This window comes from Pseudoclavibacter sp. CFCC 13796 (genome assembly GCF_008831185.1).
GTDB lineage: Bacteria > Actinomycetota > Actinomycetes > Actinomycetales > Microbacteriaceae > Pseudoclavibacter_A.
Map to the genome: position 1 here is coordinate 1 of NZ_WBKD01000001.1, position 18129 is coordinate 18129.

15 protein-coding genes and 1 tRNA gene are annotated in these 18129 nt (G+C 66.1%); 5 read left to right on the forward strand and 11 right to left on the reverse strand.

Annotated features, from left to right (window positions below; translation table 11 throughout):
- The first annotated feature begins 398 nt into the window (after positions 1-398).
- Positions 399-830, forward strand: a complete 432-nt coding sequence (locus tag F8O07_RS00010) for an organic hydroperoxide resistance protein (protein WP_158030150.1) — start codon at positions 399-401, stop codon at positions 828-830.
- Between the two features lie 80 nt (positions 831-910).
- Here the strand turns inward: F8O07_RS00010 and F8O07_RS00015 are convergent, their stop codons facing one another.
- The gene (locus F8O07_RS00015) at positions 911-2740 is read right to left on the reverse strand and encodes an AMP-binding protein (protein WP_158030151.1); all 1830 of its coding nucleotides are present in this window, start codon (positions 2738-2740) and stop codon (positions 911-913) included.
- A 220-nt stretch (positions 2741-2960) separates the two neighbouring features.
- Between F8O07_RS00015 and F8O07_RS00020 the strand changes: the two genes are divergently transcribed.
- On the forward strand, positions 2961-3512 hold the full coding sequence (locus F8O07_RS00020) for an NADPH-dependent FMN reductase (protein ID WP_158030152.1): 552 nt from the start codon (positions 2961-2963) through the stop codon (positions 3510-3512).
- A gap of 386 nt (positions 3513-3898) precedes the next feature.
- On the opposite strand, the gene F8O07_RS00025 is transcribed toward F8O07_RS00020, so the two are convergent.
- The 5 genes from F8O07_RS00025 to F8O07_RS00045 all read right to left on the reverse strand — a co-directional run bounded on the left by F8O07_RS00025 (position 3899) and on the right by F8O07_RS00045 (position 9294).
- Positions 3899-5479 carry an amino acid permease gene (locus tag F8O07_RS00025; RefSeq protein WP_158030153.1) on the reverse strand — a complete coding sequence of 527 codons (1581 nt, stop codon included), beginning with the start codon at positions 5477-5479 and terminating at the stop codon, positions 3899-3901.
- A gap of 144 nt (positions 5480-5623) precedes the next feature.
- A complete protein-coding gene (locus F8O07_RS00030) occupies positions 5624-6682 on the reverse strand; it encodes an asparaginase domain-containing protein (RefSeq protein WP_158030154.1) in 1059 nt (352 codons plus the stop codon).
- Between the two features lie 15 nt (positions 6683-6697).
- On the reverse strand, positions 6698-7675 hold the full coding sequence (locus tag F8O07_RS00035; protein WP_158030155.1) for a ribose-phosphate diphosphokinase: 978 nt from the start codon (positions 7673-7675) through the stop codon (positions 6698-6700).
- A gap of 45 nt (positions 7676-7720) precedes the next feature.
- Positions 7721-9193 carry a bifunctional UDP-N-acetylglucosamine diphosphorylase/glucosamine-1-phosphate N-acetyltransferase GlmU gene (glmU, locus tag F8O07_RS00040; RefSeq protein WP_158030156.1) on the reverse strand — a complete coding sequence of 491 codons (1473 nt, stop codon included), beginning with the start codon at positions 9191-9193 and terminating at the stop codon, positions 7721-7723.
- 29 nt (positions 9194-9222) lie between these two features.
- A tRNA-Gln gene (locus F8O07_RS00045) sits at positions 9223-9294 on the reverse strand.
- A gap of 164 nt (positions 9295-9458) precedes the next feature.
- On the opposite strand from F8O07_RS00045, the gene F8O07_RS00050 reads away from it, so the two are divergent.
- Positions 9459-10646, forward strand: coding sequence for a MarP family serine protease (locus tag F8O07_RS00050; RefSeq protein WP_192496553.1), 1188 nt, complete (start codon positions 9459-9461; stop codon positions 10644-10646).
- A 32-nt stretch (positions 10647-10678) separates the two neighbouring features.
- On the opposite strand, the gene F8O07_RS00055 is transcribed toward F8O07_RS00050, so the two are convergent.
- Both F8O07_RS00055 and F8O07_RS00060 read right to left on the reverse strand, forming a co-directional pair.
- Positions 10679-10975 (reverse strand): hypothetical protein, encoded by a 297-nt coding sequence (locus F8O07_RS00055; protein WP_158030158.1) that lies wholly within the window; start codon positions 10973-10975, stop codon positions 10679-10681.
- Positions 10972-11307, reverse strand: a complete 336-nt coding sequence (locus F8O07_RS00060) for an ArsR/SmtB family transcription factor (protein WP_158030159.1) — start codon at positions 11305-11307, stop codon at positions 10972-10974. Before F8O07_RS00060 ends, F8O07_RS00055 begins: the two co-directional genes overlap by 4 nt.
- Positions 11308-11442: 135 nt before the next feature.
- On the opposite strand from F8O07_RS00060, the gene F8O07_RS00065 reads away from it, so the two are divergent.
- Positions 11443-12387 (forward strand): NAD(P)/FAD-dependent oxidoreductase, encoded by a 945-nt coding sequence (locus F8O07_RS00065; protein WP_158030160.1) that lies wholly within the window; start codon positions 11443-11445, stop codon positions 12385-12387.
- A gap of 339 nt (positions 12388-12726) precedes the next feature.
- Here F8O07_RS00065 and F8O07_RS00070 read toward each other — a convergent pair whose 3' ends face one another.
- A complete protein-coding gene (locus F8O07_RS00070) occupies positions 12727-14628 on the reverse strand; it encodes an ABC-F family ATP-binding cassette domain-containing protein (protein WP_158030161.1) in 1902 nt (633 codons plus the stop codon).
- A 129-nt stretch (positions 14629-14757) separates the two neighbouring features.
- Positions 14758-15696: a 4-(cytidine 5'-diphospho)-2-C-methyl-D-erythritol kinase gene (locus tag F8O07_RS00075; RefSeq protein WP_158030162.1), complete on the reverse strand. Its 939-nt coding sequence runs from the start codon at positions 15694-15696 to the stop codon at positions 14758-14760.
- A 62-nt stretch (positions 15697-15758) separates the two neighbouring features.
- On the opposite strand from F8O07_RS00075, the gene F8O07_RS00080 reads away from it, so the two are divergent.
- The gene (locus F8O07_RS00080; protein WP_158030163.1) at positions 15759-16646 is read left to right on the forward strand and encodes a TrmH family RNA methyltransferase; all 888 of its coding nucleotides are present in this window, start codon (positions 15759-15761) and stop codon (positions 16644-16646) included.
- Between the two features lie 83 nt (positions 16647-16729).
- On the opposite strand, the gene F8O07_RS00085 is transcribed toward F8O07_RS00080, so the two are convergent.
- Complete coding sequence (locus F8O07_RS00085) at positions 16730-18076, reverse strand: CobW family GTP-binding protein (protein WP_192496554.1); 1347 nt, start codon at positions 18074-18076, stop codon at positions 16730-16732.
- Positions 18077-18129: the final 53 nt, after the last annotated feature.

An 18129-nucleotide genomic window follows, 5' to 3' on the forward strand; every position in this document is an offset into this window, starting at 1 on the left:
ACCAAACGGCCCCAGCAACACAATGAGCGGCCCCCGCTTGAGGCCCAGAACCCTACAGATCCCAGCACCTTTGGGGTGACAAGAAGAAACAATACCCACACCCCACCAACCACCCAAAACCACACCACCCACCCGGGCGTGTCGAACACCAACAACCCCACACGCACAGGCACACGCACACCCCACAGGCACAGACACGGACACAGGCACAGGCACGAGCACGAGCACGAGCACGAGCACGAGCACGAGCACGAGCATCCAACTGAGTGTTTCCTATTCGTTCACTCGTCACTCTGGCCGCACCCGGCCTCGTGCGAGACAATGACGGCATACGCGATGGGGTCTGCCCATCGTCCCCAAGACCTGGCGTCGTCTCGATGCCGAGGGAAGGAACACGAATGCCAATCACAAAGACGCTCTACACCGCCGAGGCTCTCGCCACCGGAGACGGACGCAACGGCCATGTGCGCACCACCGATGGCCTGATCGATCTTGATCTGGCCGTTCCCGCCGAGATGGGCGGCGCAGGCGGCAAGGTGAACCCGGAGCTGCTCTTCGCGTCAGGGTATGCCGCCTGCTTCCACGGCGCGCTGCAGCTCGTGGCCAAGAACGAGGGCGTGGCGATCCATGACACTTCGGTGGGCGCACGTGTGCACATCGGCCCCAACGGAGAAGGCGGCTTCGCTCTGGCCGTCGACCTCGAGGTGAACATCCCCGGCCTGCCTCACGACGAGGCCCAGGCATTGGTCGAGAAGGCCCATCAGGTCTGCCCGTACAGCAACGCGACGCGCGGCAACATCCCCGTGAACGTCACCGCGACTGACGACTGACGCTCGCCGCATCGCGAGCACATGCACAGAGGGGCGCACGCCGGCATCTGCTCGGTGGGCGCCCCTCTGTGCATGTGCGGCTACTTCTGTGCGCCCGACCGACGCTCGTTCTCGAGCCGCTCGCGCACCTCTTTGCGCAGCACCTTGCCGATCAGCGACTTCGGCAGCTCATCCCAGATCACGTACGAACGCGGCACCTTGTATTCGGCCAAGTGCTCGCGGGCGTACTCACGCGCCACCTGCTCGTCGAAGGGCTGAGGTGAGTCATCGAGTAGAGCAGTCGCCTTCGCAGCGGATGCCGTGGTCGCAGACGCATCGTCGGCGGACGCTGGAGCGCCGTTCTCAGGCGGGGTCGCGCCGGCATCCGCGTGCTCGGGCACGATCACAGCCGTGACGCTCTCTGCCTGCGACGTACCCCGCCGAACACCGACCACCGCGCACTCCGCGACGCCCGGCACCTTCGAGATCACCGCTTCGACCTCGCTGGGCGACACGTTGAACCCGCCGGTGATGATCAGCTCCTTCTTGCGGTCGACGACGGTGACGAAGCCGTCGGCATCCTGCGTGACGAGGTCGCCCGTGCGCAGCCACCCGCCGTCGAGCAGGACGGCCTCGGTCTCTTCGCGGCGGTTCCAGTACCCCTGGAACACCTGTGGGCCATGGATCAACAGCTCGCCGATCTCACCGGTGTCGACTTCACGCTTCACATCGTTCGGGTCGACCACCTTGATGTCGGTCGACGGGAAAGGAATGCCGATCGTACCGGTCTTGCGTTCGTCTGAGAACGGGTTGCCGAGCGCGACCGGGCTGCATTCAGTGAGCCCGTAGCCTTCGACGAGGCGACCGCCCGCGACCGCCTCCCAGCGTTCGACGATGGCGTCGTTCAGAGTCATCGCTCCCGAGATCGCGTAGATCACGCCGCTGAGATCGAGCTTGCCGTCGCGCGCCACTCGCGCAAGCCGGTCATACATCGGGGGCACCGCCGGTATGAACGTCGCCGGATGCTTCTTCGACGCCTCGACGACGAGCGCCGGGTCGAAGGTGGGAAAGAGCGTCGCCCGCGCGGCAACGTGCACGGCATAGATCACCGAGAGCAGCAGTCCGAACGCGTGGAACATCGGCAGCAGGCCATAGATCGTCTCGGCGCCCGGGGTGAAGCGCGGCATCCAGGCGGCACCCTGACGAGCGTTGGCCCAAAGGTTGCCATGCGTGATCTTCGCACCCTTCGGGTCGCCGGTCGTGCCGCTGGTGTACTGCAGCAGCGCGAGCGACTCATTGGTCGGCCGAGGGTACGACTGGTCGATCGGGCCGTACTTCGAAAGCTGCTCGAACCGCTTGGTCTCGGCCGCCGGGCCGACCAACGCCGCACGTTTCTCGCGGGCTTTCGCCACCGGCAGCCGCAGGGCAAGCCGCAGCTTGAGCGGCATCGCTCGGGTGATGTCGACCGAGACGATGCGGCTGGGCACCGCCGCGTCGCTCATGCTGCGCAGCGTGCCGACCACCTTGGTCCAGGCGATGACGATGTCGGCCTCATGATCGAGAAACTGCTTCTCGTGCTCGCTGGCGGTGTAGATCGGGTTGTGCTCGACCACGATCCCGCCCAGACGCAGCACGGCATAAAACGCGATCACGTGCTGCGGGCAGTTCGGCATGATCAGTGCGACGCGCGTGCCCGCGGCGACGCCTTCGAGTCGCAGGCCCTCGGCCACCGCGTCGACCTGCGCGCGCAGATCAGCGAAGGTGAGCTCCTGTCCGAAGAACTCGATGGCCACGCGATCGCCGAAACGGTTGGCGCTGCCTTCGAGCATGTCGTAGAGCGACCCCGCGGGAAGATCGATGTCTTTCGGCGTGCCGTCTGCATAAAAGCGGTTCCAAGCACGGGTGGCGTTGATCTCAGCAGCGGTAGTCATGCGGTCATTCTATTGGGCGAGACTGGTGCGGCCGCGAAGCGCGCGCAGTGTCGGGGAGCGGCGCCTTAGGACCGACACGCCGACGTAGCGCGAAACATTTAGTTGACACAACAATAGTTATAGATTTGTGTAAGTGCGCAGCGCGTCGTCCGCAATCGACTCCACGCACACACGCGTCATGCATCACTACCCATCAGCACGAAAGCAGAAAGAGACCCGAATGACTCTCAAGATCGGCTACATCGTCGGCAGCATCGCCAGCCAGTCCATCAACCGCAAGCTTGCCGAGGCCATCGCGAAGCTCGACGTCGCCGATGTCGAGTTCTTCGAGATTCCGATCAAGAACCTGCCGCTGTACAGCTACGACTACGATGCGGACTACCCTGCCGAGGGCAAGGAGCTCAAGGCAGCGATCGAAGGCGCAGACGGCATCCTCATCGTCACCCCGGAGTACAACCGCTCGATTCCCGCACCCCTGAAGAACGCCATCGACTGGTCGAGCCGCCCCTGGGGCACCAACTCATTCAACGAGAAGGTCGTCGCAGTCGTCGGTACCTCCCCTGGTGCAGTCGGAACCGCCGCAGGGCAGCAGCACCTGCGCTCGATTCTCTCGTTCCTGAACACCATTCAGCTGGGCCAGCCGGAGGGGTTTATCCAGTTCACCCCTGACCTGCTGAACGAGGCCGGAGAGTTCGCCAGCGAGAGCACTGCGAAGTTCGTGACCAGCATCGTCGACGCCTTCGTGAAGCTCATTCACCGCGTCAACGACTGATCACGGCCTGCCACTGATTCTGGACACTGAGACAGCCTGCGGCTGCCCCTGACCAATCGCCCTGCGCCCTCGCAACTGAGGGGCAGGGCGATTCTGTTTGCAGGAGACGCATCGACAGATCGACGGGCTGCTGTCGCATATGTGCGGCTGGGCGACTCTGCCCACAGGGGGTTGCGCACGGCTTCGTCAAGAACGGCACCGTTCTGTCGAGAATGACACGGTTTTGTCGAGATCGGCCGAGTTTGAGCGGAACCATGTACATCTGGGCGGAACCGTGCACATCTCGACGGAGAGATGGCTGAGCTGGGGCAAGGTCAAGTGCTGCAGCGTGATGTGTGCAGAGTGCTGCTTGCTGCGTGCAGCGTGCAGAGTGCGGTGCTCAGCACTCAGCGCGGGTCAGCCTCTTCAGCCTCATCGTCGTGCGTCACACGACCGTCAACCCGCCGACGCAGCCCCGCCTCACCGGGTTCGTGAGGCAGGTTCGCGACGACCGGGAACATCCCCGTCTCGCCAAGGCGCTGCTCGGCGATCGCACGCACCCGCCCGCGGCAGGCAAACCAGCCGGCAACGAGCGCGGCGGCCACCACGACCATCGAGAGCATCGTGAAGGTTCCGGTCGGATAGTCGAAGCCGATCAGCACCACGACCGCAGCCAAGAACACCAGCGTGATCCAGTTCGTGTACGGCGCACCGGGCATGCGATATTCAGGGCGTTCATAGAGACCAAGCTTCGACAGCTTGACGAAGCGCATGTTCGTGAGCGTGATGGTTCCCCAGGCAGAGATGATGCCGAAGGCCGCGAGGTTCAGCACGATCTCGAAGGCCTGGTCGGGCACGACCATGTTCAGCACGACGCCAGCGAGGGTCACGACCGATGTCAGCAGGATGCCGCCGTAGGGCACGCCCGCCTTCGACAGACGCCCGGCGAACGCGGGTGCGGTTCCACCCTTAGCCATCGAGTGCAGGATGCGCCCGGTCGAATACAAGCCGGCGTTCAGTGACGAGAGGGCGGCGGTGAGCACGACCAGTTCCATGATCGGGGCAGCGGCCTCAAAGCCGACCCCACGGAACAGGGTGACGAACGGGCTCTCGCCCGCGTGGAAGGCTGTGTACGGCAGCAGCAGCACGAGCAGCAGAACCGATCCCACGTAGAACAGAGCGATGCGCATCACGACGGTGTTGATCGCCTTGGGAATCACTTTGCGCGGGTTCTCGGTCTCGCCTGCGGTGGTGCCGACCAGCTCGATGCTGGCGTAGGCGAACACCACGCCCTGCAGAATCACCAGCGCAGGCATCACACCGTTCGGGAACATGCCGCCGTTCTCGAAGATCAGCGTCGGCCCGCGGGGCGACCCGTCGGGCATGCCGAAGATCAGGAACAGCGACCCGACCACCAAGAACGCCACCAGCGCGACGACTTTGATGAGCGCCGCCCAGAACTCCAGCTCGCCGAACACCTTCACCGAGATCATGTTCATGCCCAGCACGACAACGAGTGCGATGAGTGCGATCGACCACTGCGGCACGCCCTGCAGCCAGGGCAGCATGCCCACGTCGCCGAACCACTTCACATAGATCGCGACCGCGGTGACATCGACGATCGATGTCGTAGCCCAGTTCACCCAGTACATCCACCCGCTGAAGAAGGCCATCTTCTCGCCGTAGAACTCGCGGGCGTACGAGACGAACGACCCCGACGACGGGCGATGCACGACCAGCTCGCCGAGCGCGCGCAGAATGAGGAAGGCGAATATGCCGCAGACGGCATAGTCGATCAGCAGGGCAGGACCGGCCTGTTCGAGTCGCCCGCCGGAGCCGAGGAAGAGCCCGGTGCCGATGGCCCCGCCGAAGCCGATCATCTGCACCTGCCGGGGCTTCAGCCCTTTCTTGAATCCGGTCTGCTCTTCGGTGCCGATGCGTCCGGCGCGCTTCTCGGCTGGCGACCAGACGTCGTCATGCTCGCTCATACTGCTCTGCTCTCAAGGTTGTCTTGTGATGGATGCTGTTGTCATGGATGTCTATGTGGTGGCGGCGCTCAGATCGAGTCGCCCGTGTGGTCAGACCTCAGCAGGTTGCGAAACGCTGCGAGGCGACCAAGTCCGACCCGGCCGTCAACTCGCGCTCTGACCGGCCACCGCAGCGACGAAGTCGGCGGCGCCCGCGCCACAGAGACCGCAGGCAAGGGCGACGTGCAGTGCCGCCAGCGCCGCTTCGAGGGTGAGGTCGCGGCCGTCGACGACTCCAGCGGTCTGCAGCGGGGCCGCTGCGGCGTTGACCCCCAGGTGCACACCGCCGTGCCCGCTCTGACTGATGGCGACGACGGCCTGTCGGCGCGCGTGCTGACGCAGCACGTCTTCGACTCCGGGAGTCCCAGACGGCACCGCTCCCGAGCCGAAGCAGCACAGCACAGCGGCCGGCCCGTTGCCGAGCGCCGCATCGAGCTGCGCTGCGGTCACCCCTGGATACACCATGGCGACCCCGATCTCGTGCGGAGCGAACGCCCCGAACTCCAGCCGGCCTCCTGATGCGCCGTCGACAGCACCCACAGCGGCGAACGAGTCGCGGCGTCCGTTCGTCGCGACGAAGCCCTGCGCCGAAACCGACGAGATCTTAGAGACGTGCAGACCGGGCAGCAGACGGCCGCCGAACTGCACGAACACGCCGACCGCGCCCGCGGTGCCGACCTCAGGCGCCTGCGCAGACCCCGACGCAGACGTCTGGGTCGGGGCCGCCGCAAGCACCTGCGCCGCAGCCAGCGCATCGCGCAGGTTGGCCTCGGCGTCGGCATCGTGCGCGCCGTCGGCCCCATACAACGGATGCTGCGCACCGGTCAGCACCACCCGTGCCGGTCGGTCGACCTCCCGCAGCACGATCGGCAGCGCGAGTGAGAGCGCAGCCGCAGTGAAGGCCAACGTGTCAGTGCCATGCAGCACGACCACGGCATCGGCACCACGATCGATCGCGACGACCACTGCGTCGACGATCAGCTGCCACTCGACCGGCCCCACATTGGCGCTGTCGAGCAGCGGAGCGAGCTCGACGACGTCTGTGCCCTCGGGCAGCGCGCCCTCGGCAAGCAGGCGACCGATGAAATCAGGGTCGGGAACGAGACCGGCGGCGCTCTCGGACATGCCGATCGTGCCGCCGGTGTGCACCAGTGTGAGACGCACTCGCTCGAAGACGGCTCAGGCCGCGCCGTCGAACATCGACGTCACCGAACCATCGGCGAAGACCTCGTGAATCGCCTTGGAGATCAGCGGCGCGATCGACAGCACGGTCAGCGTCGGGAAGATCTTCTCGGCCGGCAGCGGCAGCGTGTTCGTCACCACGACGCGGTCGATCTCGGGGCTGGTCAGTCGCTCGACCGCCGGGTCTGAGAACACGGCGTGCGTGGCGCCGACGACGACCTTCGCGGCTCCATGCGCCTTGAGGGCACGTGCAGCTGCGAGAATCGTGCCGCCGGTGTCGATCAGGTCGTCGACCACGAGGCAGGTGCGGCCCTGCACGTTGCCGACGATCTCGTGCGCAGTCGCCTGGTTCGGCACCAGCGGATCGCGACGCTTGTGGATGATGGCCAGCGGCGCACCCAGCTTGTCGCTCCAGGTGTCGGCGACCTTCACGCGGCCCATGTCGGGCGAGACGATGGTCAGATCGTCATGCCCGAGGGTCTCACGGAAGTGCTCGAGCAGAATCGGCTGCGCGAAGAGGTGGTCGACAGGGCCGTCGAAGAACCCCTGAATCTGCGGCGAGTGCAGGTCGACCGACATGATGCGGTCGGCGCCCGCGGCCTTGAACAGGTCGGCGACGAGGCGGGCGGAAATGGGCTCGCGACCGCGGTGCTTTTTGTCCTGCCGAGCGTACGGATAGCAGGGGGCCACGACGGTGATGCGCTTCGCCGAGGCGCGCTTGAGCGCATCGACCATGATGAGCGACTCCATGAGCCACTCGTTGATCGGGGAGGTGTGCGACTGAATCACGAAGGCGTCAGACCCGCGGATGCTCTCGTCGTATCGAACGTAGATCTCGCCGTTGGCGAAGTTCAGCGCTTTGGTCGGCACCAGTTCGGTGCCGAGGTTCTTCGCGATCTCTCGGGCCAGTGCAGGGTGTGCCCTGCCGCTGACCAGAACGAGTCGCTTATGGTTGTCCGCATTAATTCCCGACACGGGATGCCCTTCTGTCGCCTGTCGCCGACTGCTGCTCGTTGTTGACTACTCGTTGCCGCTGGTGCGGCTGTTGCTCTGCTCGGCGTTCTGATCGCCGTTCAGAGCGGCCTCGGCTGCCTCCGCCGCGGCCGTTCCGGCGCGATGCTCGATAACCCAGCCCTCTTTGTTGACCTGAGGGGCCTGGGTGATCACGAGCGAACCCGCCGGGACGTCTTTGCGAATGATGGTGCCGCCGCCCGAGTAGACGCCGGCGCCGATGTGCACAGGGGCGACGAACACGTTGTGCGCACCGGTGCGCACCTGCGGGCCGACCGTCGAGCGATGCTTGTGCACGCCGTCGTAGTTCGCGAAGATCGTGCCCGCACCGATGTTCGAGCCCTCGCCGATCTCGGCGTCGCCCGCATAGCTGAGATGCGGCAGCTTGGCACCGTGGCCGATGGTGACGTTCTTCGTCTCGACGAACGTGCCAATCTTGCCCTCGTTACCCAGAACAGTGCCCGGGCGCAGGTAAGAGAACGGGCCGACGTGCGCGTTCTCGCCGATGCGGGCAGAGAGCGAATGAGTGCGGCAGACTTCGGCGCCGAAGCCGACCTCGGTGTCGACCAGTGTGGTGTCCGGCCCGATCACGGCTTCGTCCTGCACGACGGTCGTGCCGCGCAGCTGGGTTCCGGGCAGCAGCGTGACGTCCTGCCCCAGTTCGACGGTCACGTCGACCCAAGTGCTCGCGGCGTCCTGAATGGTGACGCCGGCCAGGCGCCAGCGTCGGATGATGCGTCGGTTGAGCTCGGCGGCGACCTCGGCCAGCTGCTCTCGGTCGTTGATGCCCTGCACGAGCATCGGGTCGTCGATGACGTGGGCGGCGACGGGTCGCCCCTCGCGCACCAGCACGCCGATGGCGTCGGTGAGGTACTTCTCGTTCTGCGCATTGTCGACGCCCACCTGGGCGAGCGAGCGGCGCAGGTCGTTGGCCTGGAAGAGATAGGTGCCAGAGTTGACCTCGTCGATGAGCAGCTGCTGCTCGGTCGCGTCACGCTGTTCGACGATCGCCTCGAGGTCGCCGGATGCCGTGCGTACGACCCGGCCATAACCCGTCGGGTCTGCGATTCGTGCAGTCAGCACGCTTGCAGCCGCCCCGCTGGCACGGTGCGCGGTGATGAACTCGGCCAAGGCATCCTCGCCCAGCAACGGCACGTCACCGCTCGTGATCAGCACATCGCCGACGAACCCCTCGTCGAGCACGTCGAGACCCGCCTCGGCAGCGGCACCGGTGCCGGGGATCTCTCCCTGCTCGGCGATCTCGACGCGGGGCAGCAGTGTGCGGGCGGCCTCTTCGACGCGCTGACGCTGATGACGGACGACGAGAACCACACGCTCTGGCTCGAGCGCATCGGCTGCGGCGAGCACGTGCCCGATGAGCGGCCGACCGGCAAGCGCGTGCAGCACTTTGGGCGTCGCAGACTTCATGCGGGTTCCCTGCCCCGCCGCCAGAATGATCACTGCCAAGTTGCTGTCAGCCATTTGCCTGAGCTCCCATCGGTTCGACTGCGCTCCGCCTCCAGGATTCGAACCTGGTCTTCACAGCTCCAAAGGCTGTCGTGCTGCCGTTACACTAAGGCGGATCGGCAGCGAGACTGCCGCAGACCACTTTACTCGTGGCTCATCGTCGGCTGCCACCTCACTGCAGAAGACCCCGCACTCTCCAGCTGCTTCGCAGCACCTTGCCGACCGGTTCCACGTCGACTTCTTCTCCGCAATGTCGCAGGCAGTGCATACGATGTCATTCATGGATCTGACACTCGGCGCACTGCCTCTCGACCTCGTGCTGCTGGGCATCATCACGTGGCAGACGATCAGCGGCGCGCGGCGCGGTCTCGCGCGAGTCGCGCTGCGTCTTGCCGGCATGGTGGTGGGCGGTTTCGCCGCCTGGCTCGCCATCCCTTGGGTCGTGACTTTGGGAGGCAACGGTGCGACCCGCATCGCGATGGTCATGATCGTGGGTTTGGGGCTCGTCGTCATCGGAGGCAGCATCGGCGGGGCGATCGGCCGATCGATCGGCGGTGTGCTCGAACGTGTGCGGCTCGGTGCCGTGAACAGGCTGTTGGGTGCCGTGGCCGGGCTGCTCGCGAGCAGCCTGATGATCGGGCTGGTCTCTTCGGCGGTCTCGGGAATCGGCGCCCCGTGGCTCACGCAGACGCTGAGTTCGTCTCGCGTCGTCACCGTGATCGACGGACTGATGCCGAGCAGCCTGCGATCGACTGCCACGCTTTGGGGCCAGAGCGCCATCGACGAAGGCCTGCCTTGGGTCGTCGAGGCGCTGGGCGGTGTGTCGCAAGAGCCATCGCTGCCTCAAGTCGATCTGGCGACACCCCAGCTCACCCAGGCGGCGAAGTCGGTCGTGCGCATCAGCGGCCCCGCATACGCATGCGGGCAGGAGCAGACAGGCTCGGGGTTCGTGGTCAGCGATGATCGAGTCGTCACGAACGCCCATGTGGTGAGCGGCGTCTCAGAGCCGGTCGTCGAGGTGCCCGGCAAGCCTGCGAAGAGCGGCCGCATCACGTATTTCGACCCGAAGGCCGATCTCGCCGTCATCGACGTCGACGGTCTCGGGGCGCCAGTGCTGCCGCTGGCATCGGCCGCAGCCGTCGGCCGTGGCACACAGGGAGCGGTGCAGGGCTATCCCGGCGGCGGACCGTTCACCTCGGGCCCGGCAAGCGTCATGGCTGCCGGCACCGTTGACTTCAGTGGCTCAGGCCCGCGCGACGTGCTCACCTTGGCGGCGAACGTGCAGCCGGGCAACTCGGGCGGCCCGCTGATCACCACAGACGGCGAGATCGCCGGTGTGGTCTTCGCGAAAGAAAGGTCGGTGCCGAACGTGGGCTATGCGATTCCGCTCAGCGATCTCAAACCCGTGGTGCAGAAAGCCCCCGGGCTCACTGCGACGGTGAGCTCGGGGAGCTGCACCACCGACTGAGTGAACGCGGGGGCTTCGAGACGAACGAAAGATCAGTGCTCGTCGTAGTGGTCGCCATGCAGGGCGTGGTGGTGACCGTTGTGGATGTAGTCGGTGTGGTCACCATGCTGCACAGCCTCGTGACCGCAGCCCGGACCGTGCTGGTGCTCTGCGACGGAATGCTCGGCAACCGACTCGTGCTCGTCGTAGTGGTCGCCGTGCAGTGCGTGGTGATGCGTGCCGTGGATGTAGTCCACATGGTCACCGTGCTGCACAGCCTCATGGCCGCAGCCCGGACCGTGCTGATGCTCTGCGACGGAATGCTCTGCGTGAACGTCTGCGATGGTCATGATTGTTCCTCCTGTGAACTCTCGTCAGCCTCGACCGAGTCGGCCGCAGGCTCTTGAACGTGGATGAGCGCATCGGCGATCACATGGCTGACATGGTGGTCTGCGACCCGATAGTTCATCGTTTTGCCGTCTCGTTTCGCTGTCACCAAGCCCGCTTGTTTCAACGTGCGCAGGTGCTGCGAGACCAGGGGCTGCGACAGCCCCGACAGATCGGTCAGCTTGCCGACCGAGAGCTGCTGGTCGCCCAACAGCACCAGCAGGTCAAGCCTCGATTCGTTGCCGAGCACCTTGAACAGCTGTGCTGCCTTGGCCAGTCCCGGTACTGTGCTCATGACTTCATCATGGCATACATATCAACAGATCGCAATATGTTGATTCTTTTATGTGTAGCTATTGTGTGAAACTCGCAACAGCTACACAACCTCTGGATCTTGAGTTGTGGGGTTCAGCCGTGTGAAGTAGACCCCATGAACTCCACTTGGGATGCCATCGTCATCGGCGCGGGTGCCGCCGGTCTGTCCGCCGCCTTGATGCTCGGCCGGGCACGACGCCACGTGCTCGTCATCGACAGCGGCGAGCCCCGCAACCGCTTTGCCACGCACATGCACGCTGTACTCGGCAGCGAGGGGCTGCCTCCTACCGAACTTGCGGCCCGCGGCCGCAGCGAAGCCGAACTGTACGGCATCGAATTCGTCGACGGCAGCGTCGCCACGGTGCGAGAACCGACTGATCGTCCGGACGCGCTCGAAGTGGTGGTCACCCCTTCGGCAGGCGAAACCCAGGAGCTTCTCGTGACCCACACCGTCGTGGTCGCCACGGGAGTGAGTGACGAGCTGCCCGACATCCCAGGTCTTGCGCGCCACTGGGGCAGCACGGTGCTGCACTGCCCGTACTGCCATGGCTGGGAGGTGCGCGACCAAAGACTCGGCATCATCGCGAACGGTCCTGTCGCACTGCATATGGCGCAGCTCGTGCGTCAGTGGAGTCCGACCGTCACACTCTTCACCGACGTCTCAGGCTTCTCGCAGGGCGACCTCGACGCGTTGACCGCGCGAGGCATCCGCACGATGGCGCCTGTCGCCGAGGTCTTCGGCGACGACCGCGTCACCGGGGTGCGTCTGCAGGACGACGCGACGGTCGAGCTGGACGCTCTGTTCGTGCAGTCGCGTATGCACCCGTTGGACGCGTGCGTCGCCGGCCTCGGGCTCGACCGCGCCGAGGCACCGTTCGGAATGGGATCGTTCCTGCAGACCGACCCTATGGGGAACACGAGCCACCCGCGGGTGTGGGCCGCCGGGAACGTGAGCAATCCGGCAGCGAACGTGCCGATCTCAATCGGCAGCGGCGCCACGGTCGGGGCCGCCGTCAACGCTGCACTCGTGCAGTGGGAGGTCGCTGCGGCGGTGGCGTAGGGCGCAAGCGCAGAATCTGCGGGTTCAGCGGCACAAGCCCACCGAAAGTACAGAACCTGCGAGCATCAGCCGATGAAACCCGCACCTTCTACACTTTCGACCCGCATATGACGGATTCTGCACACTCAACGAGCAAAAGCACCTGTCTGAACCAGCGAAAGCACAGAATCTGTGATCTTTCTGCGGTCAGGCCTTGGCGAGAGTACAGAATCTGCCCGGTTCAGGGGCAGGGCCTTGGAGAGCACAGAACCTGCCCGGTTCGGGGATAGGGCCTTGGCGAGAGCACAGAACCTGCGGGCCCCAGAGAGCAGGGCCCCAGCGAGAGTAGAGAACCCGCGACTATCCCTCGAGCTGCTCCGCGAGGTCGAGCCACTCGGCCTCAAGCTCATCGATTTCGCCGCTGGTCGACCTGCGCAGCGCATCGATCTTCGAGAGTCCCTCGAAGTCGCTCTGGTCGGCCGCGGCGAGATCGGCATCGACCTTCGTCAGCGCATCGCGCGCCTTGGCCAGCTTGCGCTCGAGGGCCTGAAGCCGCTTTTCGGCGGCCCGACGCTCGGCACCACTCAGCCCCGCGGCGGATGCACCACTCGCCCCCGCCCCCGAAGCCGCGCCAGCTGCGTGACCAGCCCCACTCGCGGCGCGAGATGAGGACGGGGTCTTGTCGGCATCCGCCGAAGAGCCCTCATGCGCAGCCGCGTCGAGTCGCAGGAATTCGTCGACCCCACCGGGCAGGTGCCGCAGTGTTCCGCCGATCAGGGCGTACTGGTCGTCGGTCACGCGCTCCAGGAAGTAGCGATCGTGCGACACGACGATCAGCGTGCCGGGCCAGACGTCGAGCACGTCTTCCATTGCGGCGAGCATGTCGGTGTCGAGGTCGTTGGTGGGTTCGTCGAGCACGAGCACGTTCGGTTCGTCGAGCAGGGTGAGCAGCAGCTGCAGTCGCCGGCGCTGGCCTCCGCTGAGGTCGCGCACGGGGGTCGACAGCTGCACGCTCGAGAAGCCGAGCCGTTCGAGCATCTGCGAGGGGCTGAGGTCTTCGTCGCCGACCTTGTAGGTCGTGCGCACTCGGCCGATGACTTCGCGCACGCGGTCGTCGTTCATCGCGTCGAGTTCGTGCAGCTCCTGGGTGAGCTCAGCGAGTTTGACGGTCTTACCGACCTTGATGCGGCCGGCCGTGACTGCGGTGCCGTCGCCGGCGTCGAGCTGGGCGGCCTGAGTCGATCCGGCCTTGGCCGAGGCCTCTTTGATCAGGCTCAGCAGCGTCGACTTGCCGGCGCCGTTCGCACCGAGCAGCCCGAGTCGATCGCCGGGGCCGATTCGCCACTCGACGTCGTGCATGAGCACATGCTCGTCGTACTGCACCGTCACGCCCAGCACGTCAATGACGTCTTTGCCCAGACGAGAGGTCGCCATCGACTGCAGCCGCACGCGGTCGCGAACGGGCGGCACGTCGGCGATCAGCTCGTTGGCCGCCTCGATGCGGAACTTCGGCTTCGAGCTGCGCGCCGGCGCACCGCGGCCGAGCCAGGCCAGCTCTTTGCGCATGAGGTTCTGACGCTTGGCCTCGACCGCCGCCGCCTGCCGGTCACGCTCGACGCGCTGCAGAATGTAGGCCGCGTACCCGCCTTCAAAGGGCTCGACAGTGCCGTCGTGCACCTCCCAAGTGTCGGTGCAGACCGCGTCGAGGAACCACCGATCGTGCGTGACCATGACGAGGCCGCCGGCGTTCTTCGGCCAGCGCTGCTTGAGGTGCCGAGCAAGCCAGGTGATGCCCTCGACATCGAGGTGGTTGGTGGGCTCGTCGAGAAAGAGCACATCCCAGTCTTGCCGCAGCAGGGCCGCGAGCGCGACGCGACGACGCTGACCCCCGCTGAGCGCACCGGTCGTGGCGTGCCAGTCGAGGTCGCCGAGCAGACCCTGCAGCACGTCTCGCACCCGCGGCTGCGACGCCCACTCGTGTTCGGGCAGATCGCCCACCACTGCGTGGCCGACCGTCTCGTCGGGGTCGAGGTCTGGTGTCTGGGCGAGCACGCCGACGGTGATGCCGCCGCGACGGGTGACCCGGCCGGTGTCGGGCTGCATCTCGCCGGCGAGCAGTCGCAGCAGCGTGGTCTTGCCGTCACCATTGCGGCCGACGATGCCGATGCGCTGCCCTTCGGCAAGGCCGAGCGAGAGGTCGTCGAAGACGTCTTTGGTGGGGTAACTGAGGCTGATGTGTTCGGCGCCGAGAAGATGTGCCATTCGACAAGGGTACCGCGCCGGTGCAGCGGTGCGGCGGGGTTCGGCGAGACGAGGATGCTGGGTCGGGTAGCGAGCTGCATCCGAGTCTGGGTCAACGCAAGAAAGGCGGGCCTGCGCGAGACCGCAGCCTCACAGCACGTGCGAACCGCGCGCAGGGCTCGAGACCACACTGGCCTGATGTCCGCGAGCCAGCAGCGACTGCGCGAGCGCCGCAGCATGATGCGCATCACCGGCCAGGAGCGCGATCGTCGGCCCCGACCCTGACACGATGCCTGCGACGGCACCGAGGTCACGTGCCTCGTCAAGCGTGCGCTGCAGGCTCGGGCGCAGACTGATCGCCGCAGCCTGCAGGTCGTTGCGCAGGTGCCGGCCCAGCTGCTCCGGATCACCCGTTGCCAGCGCAGTGACCACGGATTCAGCCTCCGAGAGCGCCCGAGCCTTGCCCGTCGCATCGATCTCGCCGTCGTCGACCAGCTCGTCGAAACGACGATAGACGTCGACCGTGCTCAGCCCCTCGGCCTGCGTCACCAGCACCCAGTGGTAGGACTCGCGCGTGATCACAGCCGTCAGACGGTCGCCCCGCCCTGTGCCGATCGCCGTGCCGCCGACCAGGCTGAACGGCACGTCAGCACCGAGTTCCGCCGCCATCTCGCCGAGCTGCTCGCGCGCGACCTCGAGCCGCCACAGCTTGGCGAGTGCGACCAGCGTGCCTGCGGCATCAGCCGAACCGCCGGCCATGCCGCCCGCGATCGGCACCCGCTTGCGCACCATGCACGCAGCGGCCAGGTTCTCGGGTGACGATGCGGTGCGCAGATCTGCGGCGCGCGAGGCAAGCAGCCGACCGGCACGCAGCACGAGGTTGTCGTCGTCGACGAGCAGAGAGTGGCTGCCGGTGAAGTGCAGCGACCATTCCGGGGCCCAGCGCACCGAGATGTCTTCATAGAGATCGACCGCCTGGAACACGTTGACGATCTTGTGATACCCGTCGTCATACTGCCCGCCCACGGCAAGCAGCAGGTTGATCTTGCCCGGCGTGCGGGTCACGATCGGCGGCGATGCGGGATGCATGGCCCCAAGTCTAGCCGCGGCGCGCCCGACGATCGCACCACCGCGCACGGTACCCTGACTGCGTGCCCACCATCGAACTGCATGACCTCGACGACCCGCGGCTGAGCGACTTCGCCCGTCTGACCGACTCGGCGCTGCGGCGTCGCATCGACAGCGAACGCGGGCTCTACCTGGCCGAGTCGAAGTTCGTGTTCGAGCGCGCGCTGGCCGCCGGGCACGCACCGCGTTCGGTGCTGGCCGAGCGCAGCGCACTGCCCGAGGTCGGGTTTCTGCTGACGGCTGCCGGCTTCGGGGATGCCGCGCGGGAGCAGGCGGGTCTGCCACCGGTTCCGGTGTTCACCGGCGATGCAGCCGTGCTCGAACGTCTGACCGGCTTCGAACTGCATCATGGCGTGATCGGGTGCATGAATCGGCCCGCCCCGCTCGATGCGGCTGATGTGATCGCCGGGCGCACGGCGGCGGATGCTGCAGACGGAACCGACAGACGGCGTCTCGTCGTGATCGAGGGCGTGGTTGATCCCACGAATGTGGGGCTGATCTTTCGGTCGGCCGGAGCGCTCGGAGCCGACGGCATTCTGCTCACGCCCCGCACTGCAGACCCGCTGTATCGCCGGGCGGTGCGCATGAGCATGGGCACGGTGTTACAGGTGCCGTGGGCGCATGTCGGAGGATGGCGCGAACTCGGCCCGCAGCTGCACGACGCCGGCTATCACGTGGCGACGCTCGCACTCGACGAGCGATCGGTCACGCTCGACGAGTTCGCCGAGCAGGTGAGCGCAGCGCCCGATCGTTTCGCCCGTCTCGCGCTCGTGCTCGGGTCTGAGGGCTACGGCGTCTCAGACGCCTGCCTGCGCACGGCAGACACACTGGTCGAGATTCCGATGGCTCACGGCATCGACTCGCTCAACGTCGCGGCATCGAGTGCCGTGGCGATGTGGGCGCTGCGGTGACGACTCTGCGCCGATAGTGCACGGACGTCGTGGGGCAGCCGCCGTCGCTGAGGGCCGAACGCAGCTGCGGCACGAGGCGAAGCTCAGATGCGCCGACGGCCGAGACCGGCGGTACGGGCGAACTGGTCGACCGTCACCGTCTGCTGCGGCCATGGGTCGTCGAACTCCTCGCCGCTGCGCCATGCCATGACCTCTTCCGGAGTGCACAGGCACTGCTCGAGCCGAGCGAGAAACGCGCGGGTGTCGGAGTCTTCGCCCAGGAGGGTGATGCTCGTGCGCCGGTCGCCGAAGACCGGGTCGATCTCGTCGACCTCACGCTGCAGCTGCTCGATTTCGCGCGGCAGCAGTCTGCGCCGCTCTGCCTCGCGGGATGAGGTCTGCGCGTCGGCGACCGCGCGCTGCTCGCGGTCGAGCACGCCTGACTTCCAGTAGCCGAAGAACTCGAGGTTCACGCCCCCGGCCGCCTGGTTCCAGAGCAGCACTTTGTCGTCGCGCGTGGGAATCCAGGTCATGCCCTTGCTGCGGTAGAGCGTCTGCGGCAGTGCGGTCGTGTATGCCTCCCAGAGCCTGCGAGGATGAAACGGACGCGCGTCGTCGAGCACCAGCGACACCAGCCGACCGGTCTCTGGATGCTCTGCGTCACGCTGCTCGGTCTCGTGACCCAGCTGCGCCACTCGGTCACGAGGATAACGCGGCTGTGCGAGCACTGCGTCGAGCCGCAGATTGCCGAAGCGCAGACCGGTGATGCCCGCGTAGGGGTTGAGCCGGTGCAGGGCGGCAGCGGTGCGTGTGACCTGCTCGGGCTCGAGCTTGTCGAGCTTGGTCAGATAGACCTCTGAGGCGAACATCACCTGCTCGGCGATCAGCGACTCGACCCCGAGCGTGCCAGCGCCGAGCTGACGGGCCACCTGATCGGCGATCAGCCCTCCGCAGGCGAAGTCGTCGCGCAGCATCGCCGCGTCGACGAGCGAGAGAAACCCGCGCAGCTGCAGGCGCGGATGCCGGGTGAGGGCTTTCACGAGCGGCCAAGGTCGCGTACTGCCTGAGGTCTCGATGAAGATGTGCTCAGGCTGATAGCCATCGAGCATCTGCTCGGCAGTGGCGATCAGCTTGGGCAGCAGCTCGGCGCTGTGCACGCTGCCGCCCTTGATGCTGGCGAAGTTGCCCATCTCGTGGCTGACCACTTCAGTGTCTTCGACCACCAGACCGTCAACGTCGAGCGAGCTCATGTCGTTGACGATCACCGCGGGCCGCAGGTGCGGCGTGCGCTGCCAGGCCTGTACCAGCAGGCTCTGCAGCAGGGTGGTCTTTCCCGCACCGAGAAAGCCGTTCAGCACAGTGACCGCAACAGGCTGATTCTGCCGACGGTGCTGCGCACGTTTGCGCGGGTCTCCACTGCGCGACAGCGAGCGACTATTATTGCGAGCCATTCTCATAACGATACCACGCGGCCCAGTCGCGGTCTCGGACGCATGGACAGCCG

Coding starts and splice junctions, on each gene's coding strand:
- F8O07_RS00010 (WP_158030150.1), top strand. CDS start 399: ATGCCAATCACAAAGACGCTCTACACCGCCGAGGCTCTCGCCACCGGA.
- F8O07_RS00015 (WP_158030151.1), bottom strand. CDS start 2,740: ATGACTACCGCTGCTGAGATCAACGCCACCCGTGCTTGGAACCGCTTT.
- F8O07_RS00020 (WP_158030152.1), top strand. CDS start 2,961: ATGACTCTCAAGATCGGCTACATCGTCGGCAGCATCGCCAGCCAGTCC.
- F8O07_RS00025 (WP_158030153.1), bottom strand. CDS start 5,479: ATGAGCGAGCATGACGACGTCTGGTCGCCAGCCGAGAAGCGCGCCGGA.
- glmU (WP_158030156.1), bottom strand. CDS start 9,193: ATGGCTGACAGCAACTTGGCAGTGATCATTCTGGCGGCGGGGCAGGGA.
- F8O07_RS00050 (WP_192496553.1), top strand. CDS start 9,459: ATGGATCTGACACTCGGCGCACTGCCTCTCGACCTCGTGCTGCTGGGC.
- F8O07_RS00055 (WP_158030158.1), bottom strand. CDS start 10,975: ATGACCATCGCAGACGTTCACGCAGAGCATTCCGTCGCAGAGCATCAG.
- F8O07_RS00060 (WP_158030159.1), bottom strand. CDS start 11,307: ATGAGCACAGTACCGGGACTGGCCAAGGCAGCACAGCTGTTCAAGGTG.
- F8O07_RS00065 (WP_158030160.1), top strand. CDS start 11,443: ATGAACTCCACTTGGGATGCCATCGTCATCGGCGCGGGTGCCGCCGGT.
- F8O07_RS00070 (WP_158030161.1), bottom strand. CDS start 14,628: ATGGCACATCTTCTCGGCGCCGAACACATCAGCCTCAGTTACCCCACC.
- F8O07_RS00075 (WP_158030162.1), bottom strand. CDS start 15,696: ATGCATCCCGCATCGCCGCCGATCGTGACCCGCACGCCGGGCAAGATC.
- F8O07_RS00085 (WP_192496554.1), bottom strand. CDS start 18,076: ATGGCTCGCAATAATAGTCGCTCGCTGTCGCGCAGTGGAGACCCGCGC.